Origin of the sequence: Brevibacterium sp. 'Marine' (assembly GCF_012844365.1) — a bacterium.
GTDB lineage: Bacteria > Actinomycetota > Actinomycetes > Actinomycetales > Brevibacteriaceae > Brevibacterium.
This window is the reverse complement of sequence record NZ_CP051626.1, coordinates 4,048,373-4,067,954: the sequence shown is the minus strand read 5'-3', so window position 1 is coordinate 4,067,954 and position 19,582 is coordinate 4,048,373. Positions and strand designations below refer to the sequence as shown.

General features: G+C 66.1%; 14 protein-coding genes. 7 read left to right on the top strand and 7 right to left on the bottom strand.

Translation table 11 applies throughout. The annotated features are described in order from the left end of the window. The 3 genes from HF684_RS18185 to HF684_RS18175 form a co-directional block, all read right to left on the bottom strand. Entirely contained in the window at positions 1–1,269 is a 1,269-nt protein-coding gene (locus HF684_RS18185) for a M20 family metallo-hydrolase (protein ID WP_169253629.1), read from the bottom strand. 123 nt (positions 1,270–1,392) lie between these two features. Further along, positions 1,393–3,153 (bottom strand): thiamine pyrophosphate-dependent enzyme, encoded by a 1,761-nt coding sequence (locus tag HF684_RS18180; protein ID WP_169253628.1) that lies wholly within the window; start codon positions 3,151–3,153, stop codon positions 1,393–1,395. 84 nt (positions 3,154–3,237) lie between these two features. Further along, entirely contained in the window at positions 3,238–4,569 is a 1,332-nt protein-coding gene (locus HF684_RS18175) for an MFS transporter (RefSeq protein ID WP_169253627.1), read from the bottom strand. 189 nt (positions 4,570–4,758) lie between these two features. Here HF684_RS18175 and HF684_RS18170 point away from each other — a divergent pair, with 189 nt between their 5' ends. After that, positions 4,759–5,973, top strand: a complete 1,215-nt coding sequence (locus HF684_RS18170; RefSeq protein ID WP_169253626.1) for a helix-turn-helix domain-containing protein — start codon at positions 4,759–4,761, stop codon at positions 5,971–5,973. 143 nt (positions 5,974–6,116) lie between these two features. On the opposite strand, the gene HF684_RS18165 is transcribed toward HF684_RS18170, so the two are convergent. Continuing rightward, positions 6,117–7,211 (bottom strand): DUF2332 domain-containing protein, encoded by a 1,095-nt coding sequence (locus tag HF684_RS18165; RefSeq protein ID WP_169253625.1) that lies wholly within the window; start codon positions 7,209–7,211, stop codon positions 6,117–6,119. 252 nt (positions 7,212–7,463) lie between these two features. Here HF684_RS18165 and HF684_RS18160 point away from each other — a divergent pair, with 252 nt between their 5' ends. After that, positions 7,464–8,135, top strand: a complete 672-nt coding sequence (locus HF684_RS18160; protein WP_248279033.1) for a hypothetical protein — start codon at positions 7,464–7,466, stop codon at positions 8,133–8,135. A 43-nt stretch (positions 8,136–8,178) separates the two neighbouring features. After that, the gene (locus HF684_RS18155; protein WP_248279032.1) at positions 8,179–9,615 is read left to right on the top strand and encodes an FAD-linked oxidase C-terminal domain-containing protein; all 1,437 of its coding nucleotides are present in this window, start codon (positions 8,179–8,181) and stop codon (positions 9,613–9,615) included. 77 nt (positions 9,616–9,692) lie between these two features. On the opposite strand, the gene HF684_RS18150 is transcribed toward HF684_RS18155, so the two are convergent. After that, positions 9,693–10,577 carry a LysR family transcriptional regulator gene (locus tag HF684_RS18150; protein ID WP_169253624.1) on the bottom strand — a complete coding sequence of 295 codons (885 nt, stop codon included), beginning with the start codon at positions 10,575–10,577 and terminating at the stop codon, positions 9,693–9,695. Between the two features lie 82 nt (positions 10,578–10,659). Here HF684_RS18150 and HF684_RS18145 point away from each other — a divergent pair, with 82 nt between their 5' ends. Beyond that, positions 10,660–11,622, top strand: coding sequence for a DMT family transporter (locus HF684_RS18145; RefSeq protein WP_248279031.1), 963 nt, complete (start codon positions 10,660–10,662; stop codon positions 11,620–11,622). 27 nt (positions 11,623–11,649) lie between these two features. Here HF684_RS18145 and HF684_RS18140 read toward each other — a convergent pair whose 3' ends face one another. Beyond that, positions 11,650–12,663, bottom strand: coding sequence for a siderophore-interacting protein (locus tag HF684_RS18140; RefSeq protein ID WP_169253623.1), 1,014 nt, complete (start codon positions 12,661–12,663; stop codon positions 11,650–11,652). 220 nt (positions 12,664–12,883) lie between these two features. Here HF684_RS18140 and HF684_RS18135 point away from each other — a divergent pair, with 220 nt between their 5' ends. Together HF684_RS18135 and HF684_RS18130 are read left to right on the top strand one after the other, a co-directional pair. After that, positions 12,884–13,864: an ABC transporter substrate-binding protein gene (locus tag HF684_RS18135; RefSeq protein WP_169253622.1), complete on the top strand. Its 981-nt coding sequence runs from the start codon at positions 12,884–12,886 to the stop codon at positions 13,862–13,864. A gap of 31 nt (positions 13,865–13,895) precedes the next feature. Further along, positions 13,896–15,251 carry a D-serine ammonia-lyase gene (locus HF684_RS18130; RefSeq protein ID WP_169253621.1) on the top strand — a complete coding sequence of 452 codons (1,356 nt, stop codon included), beginning with the start codon at positions 13,896–13,898 and terminating at the stop codon, positions 15,249–15,251. Positions 15,252–15,285: 34 nt separating this feature from the next. Here HF684_RS18130 and HF684_RS18125 read toward each other — a convergent pair whose 3' ends face one another. Next, positions 15,286–18,390, bottom strand: a complete 3,105-nt coding sequence (locus tag HF684_RS18125) for a hypothetical protein (protein ID WP_248279030.1) — start codon at positions 18,388–18,390, stop codon at positions 15,286–15,288. A 173-nt stretch (positions 18,391–18,563) separates the two neighbouring features. On the opposite strand from HF684_RS18125, the gene HF684_RS18880 reads away from it, so the two are divergent. Next, positions 18,564–19,568 carry a hypothetical protein gene (locus HF684_RS18880; protein WP_248279029.1) on the top strand — a complete coding sequence of 335 codons (1,005 nt, stop codon included), beginning with the start codon at positions 18,564–18,566 and terminating at the stop codon, positions 19,566–19,568. The last annotated feature ends 14 nt before the right edge of the window (positions 19,569–19,582 follow it).

Sequence of the window (19,582 nt, the reverse complement as noted above, 5' to 3'; positions counted from 1 at the left end):
TCACTCTGCCAGCGCACCCGAGGCGAGCCGGCGAACCACCTCGGTGAGGTGATGGAGACCCGAGACGAGGTCCTCGTCCTTCGTGAACTCGGCAAGACTGTGCGAGACCCCGTCGACGCTGGGAATGAAGAGCATGACGGTGGGCACCTCGTCCTTCATGTTCGTCGAATCGTGCCCGGCCACGGTCATCACCGTCGCCGAGGTGAGTCCCAAGTCATCGGCCGCGGTGCGTGCCAGCTCGACTCCGTCCTCGGAGTACGGGTTCTGATCCCAGCTGTGTTCGGCGACGATCTCGATCTCCACACGATCATCGGTGCTGACCTGGGCGATCGTGGCCATGAGCGTCTCATGGGCGGCGGCGATCACCTCGGCGCTGGGGGACCGCAGATCGAGCAGCAGGCTGACTTCGCTGGCGACGACGACCGGTGAGTTCGGGTAGACGGTGAGCTGACCGCACGCGGTGTGCAGGGCACCCGGCTCGAAGTCGTCGACGAGCTCCCGCGCGGCCACGACCAGGCGCGCCGCACCGAGCAGAGCATCCTGTCGATCGGCCATGAGCGTCGACCCGCTGTGGGCCTGTGCGCCGGTGACCTTGAACTCGTACTTGTGCGCCGCCCAGGTGGCATTGACGAGCCCGATCGTCACACCGTCCTCTTCCATGCTGCGGCCCTGCTGGACGTGGATCTCCGCATAGGAGGCGATCTCCGGGACCGTGAAGTCTCCGCGTTCTCCCAACGCATCGAGCGCCTCGGCGACTGTGACTCCCGCAGCATCACGGGTGGTCAGGGCCGCCTCCAGCTCGGCCTTGCCGGTGAAGACATTGGATCCCATCATCGAGGGCTTGAACCGGGAGCCCTCTTCATTGAACCAGTTGACCACGGCGAGGTTGAACTTCGCCTTCGACGGGTCCGCCCGCAGCTCATCGGCGATCGCGAAACACGCATGCGCCGAAGCCATCACCCCGTAGGCACCGTCGAAACGGCCGGCCGTCGGCTGCGAGTCCATATGCGACCCCGTGAGCACATACGGGGCCCCGGGAATGAGCTCGAGGAGCCCGAACTGATTGCCGATCGCATCCCGGTGCACGCTGAAACCGTGCTTGACGAGCAGCTCTTCGAACCATTTCCGCTGCTGACCATCGGCGGCGCTCGCCGCCTGCCGGTCGACTCCGTTCGTGCCTTCGACCGCACCGAATCGTGAATGCACGGCCCAATCGGCAAGGAACTCGGCTTCGTGATCGGCGCTGATCAGGGAGGTTGAAACGGTCATGAGGGGTCCTTTCGAGACGGTGTCGCGGGCGGGGTGACCCGCGACGGCGGGATGGAGGGGTGCGGCGCCGGCGGTGCCGGTGTCAGAAGAGAGGTGCCCACCGCGGCGGGCACCACGGATGGGTCAGGCGGTTTCATCGGCGGCCGGAGGCATCGTCGCCGGGTCGATGAGCACATGGATGAGCGCGGGCCCGTCGTGGGCCAAGGCCCGGTCGAGCGCGGCTGCGAAGTCCTCGGTGGCCTCGACGCGCTCGCCGTGACCGACCATTCCCGCTCCCACTGCAGTGCCGTCTGCTCCCGGTAAAACTGAGCCGGAGATCCTCGCCGAGGCGGCCCCGGAGCTGCCGAGATCGAATGCCGACATCCACGCCGCGAAGTTCGGGTTGACCATCCGCGTGCCCGAGGGCCGCCCGGGATAGTGGTTCTCCTGGTGGGACACGATCGTGCCGTACACGCCGTTGTCGACGACGATGATGAGTGGTGAACCGCCGTGGGCGAAGGCCGTGGCGATCTCCTGCCCGTTCATGAGGAAGTCCCCATCGCCGCAGATCGCGACCGCACGACGCTCCGGGTACGCCAGAGAAGCCGCCACCGCGGCGGGAACGGCGAGGCCCATTGCCCCGTTGCGGGCTCCGACGAGGCTGGCCGGGCGCTCATGCCGGATGAACCGGTGCCCCCAGATCGTCGCATTGCCGGCTCCATAGGTGAGGATCGCATCCCCGCCGAGGCGGTCATCGAGAATCCCGAACGCCACCCCGAGATCGACCCCGGCACGGCCCGGATTCTCCGGTGCCGCCTCGGCGTCGGGGCGGTGCGCGGCGAACCGGGACTGCACGTCGGCACGTGACTGCATCCACTCATCCGTTCGATCACCGCGCAGCTGCCCGGAAGCACGAGCGGCACCGGCATCGGTCCTGGTCAGGGCCTGCGTGAAGGATTCCGGGGAGGCGATGATGTGCTCATCGATGCGCCCTGCATGCTGGGCGGCCTCCATATCGAGGGAGACGAGCTCGGTTTCGGCGTAGAAGCCGATCGTGTACCCGTCGCTCAAGACATCGGACCGGGCGCAGCCGACGAAGACGACGAGGTCCGCCTCGGCGAAACCGGCCGCCACCGCATCGGCGCGACCGTAGCCGAGCCACCCCGCCCACGCCGGCGAGGAATGCGGAATCGCATCGTAGGCGCGCCAATCGCAGAAGATCGGGATCCCCGCTGAGGCGGCCAGTCGGGCCAACTCAGCTCCGCAGCCGTTGTGCCACCCATCCCCGCCGAGCACGAACACGGGACGCTTCGCGGCCGCGATCCGTGAAGCCAGCCCGTCGATGACGGCGGGGGCGGGGATCGGTGCGGCCACCTCGGCGAGGGGCGGGGTGGGGGCCTCGGTGAGGCGGACGAGGACATCCTCGGGCAGGCCGACGACGACGGGCCCGGGGCGACCGGATGCGGCGATGCGCAGGGCGTCGGCGGTGATCTCACCGGCACGGTCCTCGTCATCGATGGTGAGCACGCGCTTTGCCGTCGAGGAGAACCATTCGGTCAGGCTGAACTCCTGGAAGGATTCTCGGGAGCGGTCATTGAGAGGAACGAGGCCGACGAAGAGGACGAGCGCGGTCGCGTCCTGCCAAGCGGTGTGGACGGAGATCATCGCATTCGCCGCTCCGGGACCACGGGTGACCATGGCGATTCCGGGACGGCCGGTCAGCCGGGATTCGGCCAGCGCCATGAACCCCGCACCGCCCTCCTGCCGGCACACGACGGTCTCGATGTTCGCGTCATACAGTCCGTCGAGGACGTCGAGGTAGGACTCGCCGGGGACCGCGTAGACGCGTTCGATGCCCGCGCTCTCCAGGGTGTCGACGATGAGGTGGCCGGCGGAACGCGACATTGGGTGTCCTTTCGAGGGTCGAACGGTGTGAGGTCCGGGGCTCCCGGCCCGGTGCTGCGCTGGGTTCTCAGCGCTGTGCGGTTCTCAGTGTTTGAAGCCGGGCAGGTCGACGCTCATGCGGGGTGCGACGAAGCCGGCGAAGGCCGTGAACAGGGAGAGGAAGACGAGCATCGCGGCGGCCGGCCACCAGTGGTCTCCGGCGGAGGCGACGAAGCTCGTGGCCAGCAGCGGGATGAACCCGGAGAGCATGCCTGCGGCGTTCTGCGCCATGCCCACACCCGTGTAGCGGGTGGTGGCGGGGAACAGGCCGGTGAGCACGGTGCCCGAGGCCGCGTAGGGCAGGGACAGGGTGGACACGGCCAGGGTCATGGCGATGACGACGAGGACCGGGTTGCCGGACTCGAACATGAAGAATGCGGGCACCGCGACGACTGCCGAGGCGATTCCGCCCCAGAGGATGACCTTCGAGGCACCGAATTTCGTTCCCAGGGCGCCGCCCCAGATGAGGGCTCCGATCTCGACGGCGGCGGCGACCATGCTGCCGAGCAGGAGGAGGGAGTTCGTGTACCCGAGGACGTTGACGCCGTACCAGACGCAGAAGGCGGTGACGAGGTAGAAGCCGCCGACGCCGAGCAGGGCCGCGGCCATGCCGATGATGATCTGCTTCCACGAGTCTCGGAAGGTCGTGCTGATCGGGCTCTTCTCGACCTCTCCGGACTCTTCGAGCTGGCGGAAGACCGGTGACTCCTCGAGGCGGGAACGCAGGTAGACGGCGACGACGAGCAGCGGCAGGGCGATGAGGAACGGGATCCTCCAGCCGAAGGAGTTGAAGTTCTCCTGTGAGAACAGCAGGGTCATGACGAAGAATCCGCCGGAGGACAGGATCGTGCCGATGGGCGAACCGATCTGCGGGATCGCCGCATAGCGGGCGCGCAGGTGGAGCGGGGCGTTCTCGACGACGAGGGTCATCGCGCCCGACCATTCGCCGCCGACGAAGAGGCCCTGGAGGATGCGCAGGAGGACGAGGAGGGCGGGAGCGGCGAATCCGATCGCCGCATAGGTCGGGAGCACACCGATGAGGCCGGTGACGACGCCGATGCCGATGATCGTGATGAGCAGGACCTTGCGGCGTCCGATCTTGTCGCCCATGCGGCCGAAGATCAGACCGCCGATGGGGCGAGCGGCCAGACCCACACCGAAGGTCGCGAAGGAGGCCAACGCAGCTGCGGTGGCGTTCTCGCTGGTGAAGTACTGGACGTTGAAGATCAGGGCGGCCGCGGCCGAGAAGAGGAAGAAGTCGTACCACTCGAGGGCGGTGCCGATCAGGGCGCCGGCGGCGACCTTGTTCGCGTCCTTGATGCTCAGCTCTGTGGTGGCGCTGAGCTCGGCGGACGCCGTGATGTTCTGCTCGCTCATGGTTCTCTCCGTCGAGTCCGGGGACCTGGGCCTGGTCGGCCGAGTCCGGGTGCGGGTGGTGCATCGGTCGATCACTGCGTTCGACCGGCAGGTATCGACCTTACAGAGTGCCACGTGTCCCGATCCAGACGCATTTGTCACCGAAAATCGGGCAGTGCTTGTGCAGATGCACATATTCTTGAGGGTGTGATGGATGAGAATAACGGATTTGTGGGCACACGACAGCTGCGGGACCGGCCGCAGCCCGGAGATGAACGGCGGTGGCTCGAGCTCCTCGACGCCCTCGATCTCGACGAGCTGACCGAGCGGTTCATGACCCGCGTGGTCACGGTCTCCGGCTACGATCCCGCACCGATTCCGGTTTCGGAGCTGCGCCGAACCGGACGGCTCTCCTTCTCCACCCTCATCGAGGGACTGCGGGCCGGTGGTTTCGACGGGCCTGTGGCCGTGTCGACGGAGGTTGGGGTCTCCCGGGCGCGGGCAGGGATCCCGCTCGAGGCCCTGATGACGGCGATCCGACACGACTTCAGCGTGCTCTGGGAGGTGCTCACCCGGGTGGCGAGCCAGGACGATGCGGAGCTGGTCATCCGACACACGGGCATCGTATTGTCGACGGTCGACGAATACGTCTCCCAGGTCCAACAGGCCTACACGGCCGAGCTCGCACGAATGCGGGCCGAGGAGTTCTCGGTGCATGCCGGCCTCATCGCCAGTCTCTTCGATGATCCGGACCCGACCGGCGAACGACTGTCGACGATCGCGACCGGGCTCGGTCTCGACGTCGACTGTCCGCTGCTCGTCATCGCCGCCACCGGCGACGACGTCCGGGCCCTGCGGGTCATCATCTCCGATCATGTCCGCGCGGGCGGGACCGTGTTCACGCACCACCTCGGCGAGGTGCTCATCGCCTTCACGCAGGTTCCAGAAGGCGCGGGCCATGTTTCCGATCCCGGCGGGGGCGGAGTCGGTCATTCGCTGGGGGCGCTCGCCGGCAAGATCGCCGAGGCGAGGGTGGGGTATGTGCGTGCCGAAGGGATCGGGGCACTGCGGCGGTCGGCGTTGACCGCGCGTGACCTCGCCGACGTCATCGCCGCTGATGAGACGTCTGCGATGACCTGGCGCAGCGGGTGGGCGCGGTTGGCCGCCCGGTCACTCAATGCCGCGGGCAACCCGATCCTCGCCGATGTCGAGTCCGCGCTTGCCGCCTGCGGTCCGGTCGAGCGAGAGCGCCTCATCGAGGCGGTGCAGGTCTATCTGGCGACGGGGAGCATCGGTGCGTCGGCTGAGCAGCTGTTCTGCCACCGCAACACTGTGGCCAATCGTCTGCGCCGTTTCGCCGACCTCACCGGCGTCGACCCGATGATCCCCGCCGAGGCGGCCCGCCTCGTCGTCGGTTGGGCGTGAGTGCCGCAGGGTTCCAGCGCAACAACTGCTTCAAAGTGTGTGCGCATAGCATTTGCGTTATGCGCCTGCACGTTGAGCCAGCTGGTGTGCACGTGGGCGCGAATTCGGCACCATGTTGTGACTTGTTCGAAGCGGGGGACCAATCAGCGGGCCTGTGGCAGTCCGGTGAAGCTCTGCCCGTGGGGACCGGTCAGAGCGACCGCCTGGCCGTCGACGCTGAGCACGAATCGCCCGTCGGGCTCAATCCCGAGTGTCTCGAGCTGCGCGCGAGTGTCAGGGAGGACTCCGGCTCCCTCATTGCTGATCCAGACGACGTCGTCGCGTGATTGCATGAGAGCGGCGAAGCGGGCACGCGCCTCGGCATCGACATAGGCGAGCACCGCACTGTGGAAGACGACCGGCCGAGTGCCGGAGGGTACTTCGGCGAGCAGGGATTCGACGGTCTCAAGCAGGTCTCCGCGGACGAGGTGCGGGGGATCGGCAGCTGCAATCGAGGCGGCGGCGAGGAGGCGCTCCCGCCTCGACTCATGCTCGGGCCAGATCAGCGACGTCAGCCATTCCCGCTGGTCAGCATCGGTGATATTGAGAGGATTGAGATCGATTCCGGCCCGCCACGCCACCTCGGGAAGGTGTTCCGGCGCCGTGGTGTTCGCCAGTTCGCATTCGAGCACGACCGGGCTGGGGCCATTGGCCGGGTCGAGCGTCACCGACTGCTCGAACTTCGCACCGGACGTCCCGGGAACAGAACGATCGGTGGTCACTGCGCCTCCGCGAGCGGTCCGATCGTCGGCTGCGGTGCGTCCGGCCGCCTCGGTGACGGTGAATCTGTAGCTGTAGCGGTCGGGATAGAGGCACAGACCCGCCGAGGCTCCGACCTCGATGAGCGCAATCGGACCGGGGATCTGCGCGAGCACCGGCAGCAGCGTCGCGCAGCGGCCCGCCTCGTTCGTCTGCGTGGACCGAGCGAGCATGAGCTCCCGAACGTCGTCCCAGTGATCGAGCAGCCACGATCGCAGCTGAACATAGGAACCCTCGCCCGCACCGAGGTGGCGCGCCGCTGCGAAGAGGAGATTGGCTTGGCGCTTCGGTCGGGGCAGTTCGAGCAGGAGCGAGATGACCTCGTCATCCGCGGCCACTCCCTCGGCCCACATGGCGTAGATCGGGGAGGTGCCGGCCGCTTCGAGGCGGGCGAACGTGCCGTAGTAGTCGCGCAGTGTCTCGGCCTCGAGCTCGGTCATCGGCTGCACTGCGGCTCCCCTTCGCAATCGGGTTGTCTGCACTCATCGTAACCGTGTCGCCGCAGCTGCACTCGCAACCGGACAGCGCAACAACTGCTTCAAAGTGTGTGCGCCCCGCATTTGCGTTAAGCGTTTGCACGTTGAACCAGCTGGTGTGCACGTGGGCGCGGATTCGGCGCGGCGTCCCGCTATTCGGCACTTCATGTCCGATTGCTAGGCGAAGCAGGAGCGCTGTCGTAATGTGTTGCCGTAATGCACTCGACGATGGACGCCGAGGAGAAGAGCAAGGAAGAGACCTTCCACTACCCGGTCCGCCGGTCCCTGCTGCAGCCACGCGTGTGGGCGCTGTCCTTCGTCTACTTCGGCATGGTCTACGGCCTCTACGCCATGAGCTTCTTCCTCTCGACGATCATCGCCGGATTCCAGGAGTCCTTCGGCGTCGAGTACTCGATCGTCGAGATCGGCCTGATCACGGCCATCCCCTATGTCTTCGGCGCCCTGGCCATGTACTTCTGGTCCCGGCACGGCGATCGCACGGGCGAGCGTGTGTGGCACGTGGCCGTCCCGCTGTTCGTCGGGGGAGTGGCGATTCCCATCGCCCTCTACCTGTCCTCACCGTTCACAACGATGATCGCCGTGACGATCACCTGCATGGCGATCTGCGCCGCCCTGCCGACGTTCTGGCCGCTGCCGCAGACCTTCCTCGCCGGTGCCGGTGCCGCCGCGGGACTCGCACTCATCAACTCGCTCGGCAACTCCGCGGGCTTCTTCGCCCCCTACATCACCGGCTGGCTGGCCGACCTCACCGGCACTCAGAACGCGGGCATGTGGGTCGTCGACGCGGCCATGGTCGCCGCCGGCATCGTCACCCTCATCCTCCGGGCCGCGCCCGCCCCCGATAACCTGGACGTGAAGCTGAAGTGACGGCCCTCCGTCCGCCTTCGACCAACCGATCCGAGGAGCAGAATTGACGACCCCGACGTCCATAGCACCCGACTTTCCCGCCCTCGACCCGGCGGCACTCGACGGACTCGCCGCACGACTGAGCGACGGAGCGCTGACGACGGATCCCGATGTCATCGACGCCCACTCCAGCGACGAAGCCCTGTTCTGTCCGAGGGAAGGGGCGATCGCCCTGGTCAGGGCCACCTCGGCGGAAGACGTCCAAGAGGTCATGGCCTTCGCCAGTGCACATCGGGTGCCGGTCGTCCCGCAGGGGGCGAGGTCCGGGATCTCGGGAGGCGCGAACGCCTCACCGGGAGCGATCCTGCTCAATGTGTCGAAGATGAACGACGTCGTGGCCGTCAACGAGGCCGAGCGCCTCGTCACCGTCCAACCGGGCATCATCAACCAGGACCTCAAGGACCACCTCTCCCCGTTCGGACTGTCCTACCCGCCGGATCCCGGATCGGTGGCACTGTCATCGATCGGCGGGAACATCGCAACGAATGCCGGCGGACTCTGCTGCGTCAAATACGGTGTGACCAGGGACTATGTCCGATCGCTCACAGTCGTACTCGCCGACGGGACCATCACCACGCTCGGCCCGCAGACGGCCAAGGGTGTGGCCGGACTCGATATGCGCCATCTCTTCATCGGCTCCGAAGGCACCCTGGGCATCGTCGTCGAAGCGACGCTGCGCCTCGTGCCCGCCCTGCCCGAGCCGTTCACCGCGATCGCGACCTTCCCGGATGAGCGCAGCGGACTGCAGACCGTCGCCGACTTCATGGCCGGCGGCGGGGTGCCGAGCTTATTCGAATTCCTCGACGGGGCCAGCCTGCGCATGCTCAACGACTACGGCGACTTCGGCCTCGACGGCGATGCCGGGTCGATGCTCATCATGCAGGTCGACGACAACCCGACCGATGCGGAAGCCGCGATGTCGACCTTCACCGAGGTGGCCGAACGCTGCGGCGCCCTCGACGTTGCGTACTCGGACGATCCGAGCGACTCGGCGGCTCTCATCACCGCGCGGCGGATGATCCAACCGGCCTACGAGAAGTTCGCGAGCGCCCACGGCGGCGGTCAGCTGCTCGACGATGTCTGCCTGCCGCGCACGGCTGTGCCCGAATTCTGTGACCGGCTCACCGAACTGCGGTCATCATCCGGACTCGAGATCGCCCTCGTCGCCCACGCCGGCGACGGCAATATGCACCCATCGGTGTTCTTCGACTCAAGCGATGCCGCCGCGACCGCGAAGGCCGAAGAGGTGTTCGCAGAGATCATGCGCGTCGGCCTCGAACTCGGCGGCACGATCACCGGCGAACACGGGGTCGGGTTCCTCAAGCGCGCTTGGCTGCCGAACGAATTCGACGAAGGATCACGACGAATCCAGCTGGCCGTGAAGAACGCGCTCGACCCGCTGGGCATCCTCAACCCCGGAAAGATGCTCGCCGAGATCTGAGGGAGGCCGAGCCCTCGGACAAAGGGTGCACACGTCGCTTCGGCATGCCCGGAAGGCAGGGCAGAGCCGTCCTCTCGTCAGCTGGTGGCGAGCTCGCGCAGGGCTGTGACCGCATCCTCGATGAGTTCCTGCTGCGGGTGGCCCGGATCGCAGATCGCGTGGATGAAGCGGATCGGTTCGGGCGCTGTCAGCCGGATGATGGTCACTCCGGGAGTCAGAGGTTCGACACCGAGCCTGGGCAGTATGGTCAGCCCGAGGCCACGGCTGACCATGTGCAGCGCCGTGACGAAGCTGTGCGCTTCATGTTTGAAGTGCACTCTCACTCCTGCACGGGAGCAGGCATCGAAGAGGATCTTTCGGCACGGGCCGTCCGCCGTGTCATTGTCGATCCAGGAGTGACTCTCCAATTCGCCGAGACTCACTTCCTCACGAGATGACAGCGGGTGGTCCTCAGGAACGGCGACGACATAGGGATCCTCGGTGAGGAAATGACTCTTCACCTGCTGCGGAAACTCAGGGTTCTTCTTCTCCGAGATCACCACGTGCAGATCGGAGGGGAACTCGGTCCAGGGGCCCTCAGCCAGATTGAGCTGCACCGTGACATCGGGATGACGGTTCTCGAGGTAGGCAACGAGTTCCGGCAGCCACCGAGTTCCCGCCGTCGCGAAGTACCCGATCGACAGGTACCCGATTCGATTCTCATGCAGGTCGGCGATGCATTGGCCCAAGCGTCCGGAGCTCTCGAGCACGGAGTCGACGTCGGGCATGATCGCCGATCCGGTGTCGGTCAGGCACAGACCGCGTCCCTGTCGCTGAAACAGAGTCAGCCCCGTCTCCTGTTCGAGAAGTTTGAGGTGATGGCTGACCGCGGACGGGGAGAGCCCGAGATGCTGCGCGGCGGATCGGACGGACCCGGTGAGGGCGACCGATTTGAACGACTTCAGGTGAGCAACGGTGTACACATTCGAACCGTACGCACTTCGTGGACAGTTGTGCAATAGTGTGCGCTTTTCTTTCACAGTCAGGAGACGAATAATCGTGCCTATGAACAGATCAGCCCTCAGCATGCGAGTCGCGAGTCCGAATCCCCGCCTGACGACAGCTCCTCGTCTTCTCCCGTGGATTGCCGCCCTGCTCACCATGACCTTCTGGGCGTCGTCCTTCGTCGTCATCCGCGACGCCGGCGAAATCTTCTCTCCTGGTCCGATGGCGCTGCTGCGGGGCGCGTCCGCAGCCGTGGTGCTCTCCGCCTGGATGCTCTTCCGTCGTCCGCGGTTCCCTTCCGGCAAGGTCGTATGGCTGATTCTCATCCTCTGGGGCATCGCCTGGTTCTCTGCCTATGTCGTCGTCCTCAACGCGGCGGAACGGTCGATCGATGCCGGAACCGCCTCGATGATCGTCAATATCGCACCGCTGATCATCGCCGTCTTCGCCGGTCTCGTCTTCGGAGAAGGGCTGCCGAAGCGCCTGCTCATCGGCATCATCGTCTCTCTGCTCGGAATCGGGCTGATCACGGCCGCCAGCTTCACCGGCTTCTTCACTGTCGGCGGCCTTGTCCTCAGCCTCGTCGCCGCAGTGCTCTACGCCTCCTGCGTGCTGCTGCAGAAGCACTTCCTGTCCGGAGAGGACTCGGTGACCGTGACCTGGATGGGAATCCTCATCGGCGCGCTCGTCAGTCTCGTCTTCGCTCCCGGCCTCATCGACGAGGTGGCCGCAGCACCCGTCGAGATGACGCTGCAGATCGTCTACCTGGGGGTCGTGCCGACCGCCATTGCCTTCAACCTCTGGGGATATGCGCTCAAGCACCTGCCGGCGGGACTGCTCAGCTCGTCGAGTCTCCTCGTTCCCGCGATCGTTGTTGTGATGGCGTGGATCGTTCTCGGAGAGGTCCCGCCTCCGCTGGCCGCAGTCGGCGGAGTGCTGTGCCTGGCCGGCGCGGCTGCCGCGATCGGGCCGCAGATCATCGGAGCTCTGCGACGCTCGCCGGGTCAGCCCAGCAGGGTCTGAGAGTTCAGTCGGGCAGGGTCTGAGGGCTCAGCCCTCGGCCTTGCCCTGACGCCAGTAGCCCATGAACGCGATCTGCTTGCGGTCGACTCCGACTTCCTGGACGAGGTAGCGGCGCAGACGCTTGACCGGTCCGGCCTCTCCGGCGATCCAGGCATAGAAGGGGCGGTCGTCCTTGTTCGTGGCACTCGAACTGCCCTGAGCCGCCTCGGTGAGGGCTGCGGGAACATCCCAGAGGATCTCTTCGTCGATGTTGACATCGTCGAGATCCCGGACCTGACCACTCAGACCGCCGGTCGACCCCGCCGCTCCGGCCCCGACGGGGGTCCGGGTCTCCGCACGCACCGCCTCGCGGACGGCAGGTTCGAGCAGCTGACCGAAGTCGGCCTGCCCGCGCGGTAGCCATTCGACCTCGAAGCCGGTGGGAATGGTCATGTCGATGATGTCCTCGGCGCTCGGGACCTCGAGAACGGCCTTGCCCTGCGCCTGGCTGTCCTTGAGCGAATCGAGGATCGAGGCGATGGCGGGCACAGCGGTCTCGTCGCCGGCGAGGAGGATCTGATGGGCATCTCCCGGGGCGAACTCGATCCCGGCGCACGGAGTCTCCGAGGCACGGGAGGGACCGATGATATGGAGGCGGTGCCCCACCTCGGCGGCTTCGGCCCACTCGGCTGCCGGGCCCGAATGACCATGCTCATCGGTGTGGAGGACCATGTCGATGACGAGTCTGCGCTCGGCATCGTTCCATTCGCGCACGGTGTAGGTGCGCATCGCTCCGCGCACGTCGGGGCTGACCTGCAGCCAGGCCTGGTACCAGGACACTCCAGCGGCTTCCTGCTCGGTGAGGAATCCCGGCAGATCGAACTGCGGCGCAGCGGCACGCTGAGGAGGGATGACGAGTTTGATCCGCAGGTCACGAGGGTGGGTGTTCGGGCCGAATTCCCCGAGTCCCGCACCCCCGAAAGTCACCCGACGGAAGGACGGGCTGAGGTTGTCGACGGCGAGGACCTCTGCTTCGAAGGCACCGATGGGGGCTCGTGACACTGATTCTCCTTCGCCTCCCACGACCGCGCGGTCGTGAGGGCGTCCCCGCGGGGACGCGTTGTGTTCGTGTGTGCAGCTGTCGTGGATACGTCAACATCCGCAACGCTACTCTACTCTAATTTAGTAAGGCTAGCCTTTCCAAATAGTGCTACGGTGGTCCCGGCGTCACTACAGGCGCACCAGTTCCGTCCCTGCGGGGACGCCCACCGAAAGGCTCTCGATGCGTCGTCGTCAGCTCCTTGCCCTGTCCGTTCTCGCCCCGTTCGCCCTCGTCGGCTGCCGCGGCGAAGCCGATGGCGATGCGGGTGACGGCGCGTCTGGCACTGCGGGCAGCAACTCGAACTTCACGTATTCGCCCGAAGGCTATGACGGGCTGACGATCGAACTCGACCGTCCGGCGAAGCGCATCGCCGCGGACTTCTATTCGGCAGCCGGTCTCGCGCAGTACGGAATCACGCCGGTCGCGGTCTTCGGGTTCGGACAGAACGAGTCCCCGGGGAAGTCCTTCGACTCGGAAGGAGTCGAGGTCGTCGGCACCGATATGGAACTCGATATCGAGGCCCTCGCGGTTGCCGAGCCGGACATCCTCGTCGCCTACGGCAATGAAGCCGGCGACGGGTGGACCTGGTGGGACGAGAAGGTGAAAAGCCAGGTCAGCGAGCTCGTGCCGTTCGTCCCGGTCAAGCTCGGCGGGCAGGGCCCCGACGCGATGTTCGCTCAGTACGCGGCCATCGCCGAGGCGCTGGGCAAGGACACAGACACCGGCGCCATCGCGGACAAGCGGAAGGCCTTCGACGACGCTCGGGCACGCATCCGCAGCGTGGCGAAGAAGCAGGACCAGCTGACAGTGTTGCTGGCGAACTTCACCGCGGAGATCAACTACACCTCGAACTCCCTGGGCGTCGCCGAGATGCTCAACGAGGACGGGCTCACCCTCGTCGGCCCCGACGCTAAGGGAGAGAGCAGTTGGGCAGAAGTCTCCTGGGAGAAGATGTCGGACTACCCGGCCGACGTCGTCCTCGTCCACGACGCCTCGACCGACTACGAGGACAATCCGGTGTACGAGAGCCTGCCCGCGGTCAAGGAGGACCAGCTCGGCACCTGGGACGACAAACGCGCCTACACTTATGACGGCTACGCGAAATGGCTGAACGAACTCGCCGACGTCCTCGAACCCGCGAAGAAGATCGTCAAGAGCTGAGGCCCGCACCCCGCCGGGCTACGATCGGTGCATGACCGACCTGCCTGACGAACTCAGCACCGACGAGATCATCCGATCCCTGGCCTCGGGTACTCCGACCACGTGGCTCCGCTCCACCGGCACCGAGGCGGCCCTGCCCGACCTCGGTGACGTGATGGATTGCGCGGCAGCCCGGTTCGACCGCTTCGCCCCCTGGTTCGCCGAGACCTTCCCGGAGACGGCGACCATTCCGGCCGAGCTCGCATCAGCGTTCCCGGAGGCAGGCGGCGGGTTGATCGAATCGGCTCTGGTTCCGGCGCCTGCGGCGCAGCGCCGCCTCGGCGGTCTGTTCGGATCCGACTTGGGCGGACGGCTGTGGCTCAAACGTGACGACTGTCTGCCGGTGAGCGGGTCGATCAAGGCCCGCGGCGGCTTCCACGAGGTGCTCGAATTCGCCGAGGCGGTCGCCGCCGACCATGGACTCGACGCTCATGATCCCGCCACCTATTCGAATCGTGAGTTTCGTGAGATCGCCGCGAACCACCGCATCGTCGTGGGCTCGACTGGGAACCTCGGGCTGTCGATCGGGATCCTGAGCGCTCGCCTCGGCTTCGCCGCCTCGGTGCATATGTCCGCCGACGCCCGGGAATGGAAGAAGACGATGCTGCGCGACCACGGGGTCGACGTCATCGAACATGCCGGTGACTTCGTCGAGGCCGTCGAGGCCGGCCGTGCCTCGGCCGAGGCAGCCGAGAACACGCACTTCGTCGACGACGAGGACTCGGTGAGCCTCTTCGCCGGATATTCGGTGGCTGCCCTGCGGCTGGAGCGCCAGTTCGCGGCCGCAGGCGTCACCATCGACGAGCAGAATCCGCTCACCGTCTATCTGCCGTGCGGCATAGGCGGCGGTCCCGGGGGAGTGACCTTCGGGCTCAAGCGGGTGTTCGGCACTGCGGTGCGCTGCGTCTTCGTCGAACCGAGCCAGGCACCGGCGATGTTCCTCGGCGTGCGCACCGGTCGGCACAGCGACATCTCCGTGCAGGACATCGGGTTGTCCGGAGCCACTGCCGCCGACGGACTGGCGGTCGCCCGCCCGTCACGCTTCATCGGACCGACGATCGGGCCGCTCATCTCCGGGTTCGCCGCGGTCCCCGACGAGGTCATCCGGGCAGGAGTCGGCGTGCTCCATGAGACCGAAGGCATCGATGTCGAACCCTCTGCGACCGTCGGGCTGACCATTCCGTGGCGGACGGGTGACGCGGCGGCTCAGTCCCCGACCGGCGTCCACCTCGTGTGGCTCACCGGTGGGGCGATGGTCCCCGCCGACGAACGCGCCGCCTACGTCGACGAAGGACTGGGGCTCGTGGACCGGATCAGCAGCACCGCCTCGACGATCTTCATCGACTGAACGGCGTGCCCTGGGCCGGGTCACGCTGCCTCGGTCACCAGTCCCAGGGGTCGTCGCTGACGGTGATGACGATCTTGCCGTCGACGATCTCTGCCGTGCCGTTGAGGTCGAAGGTCACGGTGTCATCGAAGGGCTCGGACTCGTCGAACATGTCGTAGCTGCCGGTCACGAGCGCCTCACCGGAGGTGTTCGAGGAGATCAGCCACGCCGGACCGCCGTTCGGACCGGTCGCGTCCTCGGGGTTCGAATACTGGTCGGCGCCCATGGAGTCATCGGCGACGGTGACCGTCGGATATGACGAGATCGACCAGGTGAGGCCGGTGGCGTCATAGCTGTCGGCCAGAGAGGATCCGAACGGACACCCGTCGGGCTGGGCGACCGTCTTCTTCGCGCAGCTGTCGATAAGGGTCTTGACCTGTTTGTCGACCTCGCTGCGGAACGCGTCCGAGGGATGGGCGGCGAGCAGCGGCGTGTCCTCACCCTCCATGTTCGCGTCATCGCCGAGGAAGGCCCGCACCTCGACCGCGTCCGCGGTGATGAGATCGGACTTCTCGGCCAGGTCGATCGTGTAGAGACCGGGGAAGGCCGGCAGGGACAGTGTCGACCCGTCGCTGTCGACGTCGATTCCGTTGACCTTGACCTTCTTGAGGCCGGGAGTATCGACGGTGAGAGTGAGCAGGTCGGGACTCTTGAGCGCCCAGTCGTCGAAGAACACCGCCTTCTTTCCGGCTTTGTTCAGGGTCAAAGTGCTGTTGCCCTTGGAGCCGCCGACGTCATAGGTGACCGCGACCGTCGCCGTGTCTCCGGAGATCTCGGCATCCTCGACGGTGACATCGTCGGGCAGTGCCTTGGAGCCGCCGAGGACATCGTTGGTCAGCAGGGTTCGTGCTTCCTGTGGAACGTCGACGTCAGCGACCTCGAGGGCACCCTCGGCGTCGCCGTCCGAGAGCTCTGAGAAGTACTTCTCCACCGTCGCTTCGGGACCGAACATGTGTCCGTTGAGTTGGGTGACGACGATGAGTGCGGCCACGAGGAGGAGGACAGCACCTCCGGCGACGACCGATACGAGCGTCGTCTTCCTCTTGTCGAAGGGTTTGGCCGGGCCCGCATACGGCTGCGCGGCGTACATTCCCTGCGGAGCCGAGTGTGACTGCTGCCCGGCCGAACCCTGCGGGGCCGAATAGGCCGGCTGACCGGGGGCGCCCTGCGGATAGGCATAGGGCTGCTGGTCGGACGGTGCCGGATGCTGCTGCGGACCGACCGGATCCGAGAACTGCTGCGGACCCTGCTGTGGATGGGGCGGTTGGCCCTGCGAGTCGAACGTATTCGGCGATGCGGGCGGACTCTGATAGCCGGCAGGTCCCTGTGGCCCGAACCCGCCCGCCCCGTATGGCCCGACCTCGCCGGGTCCGGGGGCGACCGGCGGTGGCGTCGGAGCGGCGGCTCGAGCCAGATCGGGATGGACGAACGCGAACTGCGGTTCGCTCATGCCCAGGTACGGTCCCCAGTGCGGGTGCACGGTCCGTCCGGCGGCGATCCGTGCCACGGCGGGGAAGGTGAGGGCGAGCCGCGGGCCGAGGGTGCGCGAAAGCACCTCGATGATCCCGCCCCAGAGGGCGAAGATGAGGAACGTCCAGGCCAGGGGGCCGATCCCGGCACGGGCCGCACCGGATCCGCCGAAGAACATGGCCGCCTCGGCGGATCCGGACATCGACAGGTTCGCGGGGATGGCCAGCAGTGACAACAGACCCCAGACGAGGCAGAACGCCACCGGCAGCTTCCACGCATTCGACCACTGCTGCTTGTCCTGCTCGATCACGGTCCAGGCCGGACGCCGGGTGACGGTGGCGACGATCGTCGCGATCAGCACCGCGGCCGCGACGACGAGCAGGCCCAGCCACAGCAGACCGGGTGCCTCGCGGCTGAACAGGGTGAGGCTCTCGGAGAAGGTGTCAGAATAGGCGCCCAGGTCGCCCTGGGCGGTGGCGCTGATTCCGCCGAGGTGGGTCAGGGACGTGAGGATGAGGCCCATGTTGATAAACGTCAGCGGCACCAGCTGGCCCGGCATCTCGACGGACAGCGGCAGGACGGAGAGCGCGACGTTCGAGAACACGGCCACGGTGAGGGCGAGGTGGATCCAGGTCACCAGCAGAGGTGGGACTGCCCAGCGCAGGAATGGTGCACCGATCGCCTCGGTGCCCTTGAAATGCCCGGCGACACGGCCGGCGATGCTCGTGATGAGGATGACGAGCAGGGGCAGGAAGAACGATCGGGCGGTGACCGCCGAAAAGGTGAAGGTGAACGATCCTTCCTCTTCGAAGGCGGAAGCGCGGGCGGCGAAGATGACCTGGAGGAGGAAGAGCACAAGCGTCATCGCCAGGGTCGCGACCCCGATGCGGATCCACGTGGACACCCGGTTGGGCGCGGGGGAGCGGCGTTCGCTCAATTTCGTCATCCACCACAGCAGACCCACGGTGACGATGGTGACCACCAAGGGTGCGCCGGTCGTGAAGATGCCCAATTGGGCGTTGAAGCTGTCAGGGGCATTGATGTCCAGGCGCAGCGCGGCCGAACCGAACAGCGACAGAGCCATGAGCATGAATGGCAGGGCGTAGTTGAGGCTGTCGAGGTTGAGGCCGGTCTCCTCGGTCAGAGAGCCGAACTCCGACATCGACGTGAGGATGACGGTGAGGATGATGGAGACGATGATGCCGCCGAGGAGGGCGATCCCCGGCGGGATCAGCGCCGTCTTCCAGGTCGCTCCCTTTGCCAGCGCCGAGGCGAACTTCGACTTCGGGGCATTCGCCGGGTAGTCCGGCGGCGCAGGGTAGGGCATAGGGCCGGATTGGAAGGGGCTCTGCTGGTGAGGGGCGTGCTGGTCGGGGGCGTGCTGATAGGGCACCTGCTGGTAGGGGTCTTGTCGGTATGGGTCGACGGTCTGCTCGGTGGTGGGCGTGCCGTCTTCCGGCGGCGCCCAGCGAGCAGTCTCGCCGGTGGCCTCATCATCCTGAGGTGCGGGATCATCGGAGGTCTCGGCAGCGTCCGGAACCTCGTCTTCGGGGCTCTCCTGGTCCTCGGCGGTCTGATCCTTCGGATCCTCGGCGGCGGTCGGTGTCGTCTCGTCGGATTCGTCGTGCATACCCAGTCCTCAAGTGCAGTTGCCCGACAGCTCCGCAATGTAATTCAAATTGAAACAATCCACTGAGCAGATCAAGCATGTGTAGTTCACAACTTATATTAGGCTGTTAATGCAAGAGAAGTTCTCTATTAGGACTTTTTCTGAAATACGGCGTGATCTATCTGGAGTTGCGGATGAGTACGAACCCTCCCGGGCGCGGGGATGAGAACGAATGGGACGTCAACGACCGGTCGGGAAGCCAATGGTCCTCGCAGCCCGGAACTCAGCCGGGATCCCTGCCGAATCCGCAGTCAGGACCTCAGGCGGGCAACGGTTGGGGCACCCCTCCACCGCCTCCACAGTCACCTCAGCCGCAGCGCCCCTATATCCAGACCCCGCACTCGCAGAGCGGCCCGCCTCATCGCAGCGGTCAGCCTCCTCACCAGCAGAGCGGACCCTCCCCGGCTCAGGGCGCCCAGCCTTTCCCCGGCGGCTGCGCGGCCGCCAATGGAATGCCTCCACAGTCCGGCCAAGCTGCATACCAGCAACAGCCCTACGGCTACGGTCCGGGACCGTATCAGCAGGCCGGACCGCCAGCGCAGAAGAAGCGCGGCGGAATGATTGCCCTCTTCGCCGTCATCGTGATCGTTCTCGGTGTGGGCATCGGATGGGGTGCGGCGAAATTCTTCTCGAAAGATCCCGAGGACTCCGCCACCGTCGCCTCCACCGACGAACCGACAAACGCTGCCAGCGATGACGGTTCGGCTGCGGCCAGCAATTCACCCGAACCCACGGAGACCGAATCGGCGCTGCCCGACGACCCGAAGGAGGCACTCAAACAGCTCGCCGACTCCGATGGACAGACAGCGAAGAGCGAACTCAACGGCAAATGGGTGCCGCAGCTGAGTTCGAAGAAGGTCGGCCTCGAAGCCGAGGGAAAGACCTGGGACGAAGAAGCGATCCTCGAAGAATTCGAAGGGCTGCGCGAAGAGTTTCCCCGCGTGAAGCTCATCTGGTCCGGCGATTTCAGCAGCTTCAAAGAAGACAACTTCTGGGTCACCGTCGTCGGCATCGGCTACGACGACCCTGATGATGCTCTGTCCTGGTGCTCATCGCATGGCCTCGGCCCCGACAGCTGCTACGCCAAACAGCTCAACACCTCCGGCGGCCACGACGGAACGACCCGCCTGCAGGACTGACGGACTCTCGCCGA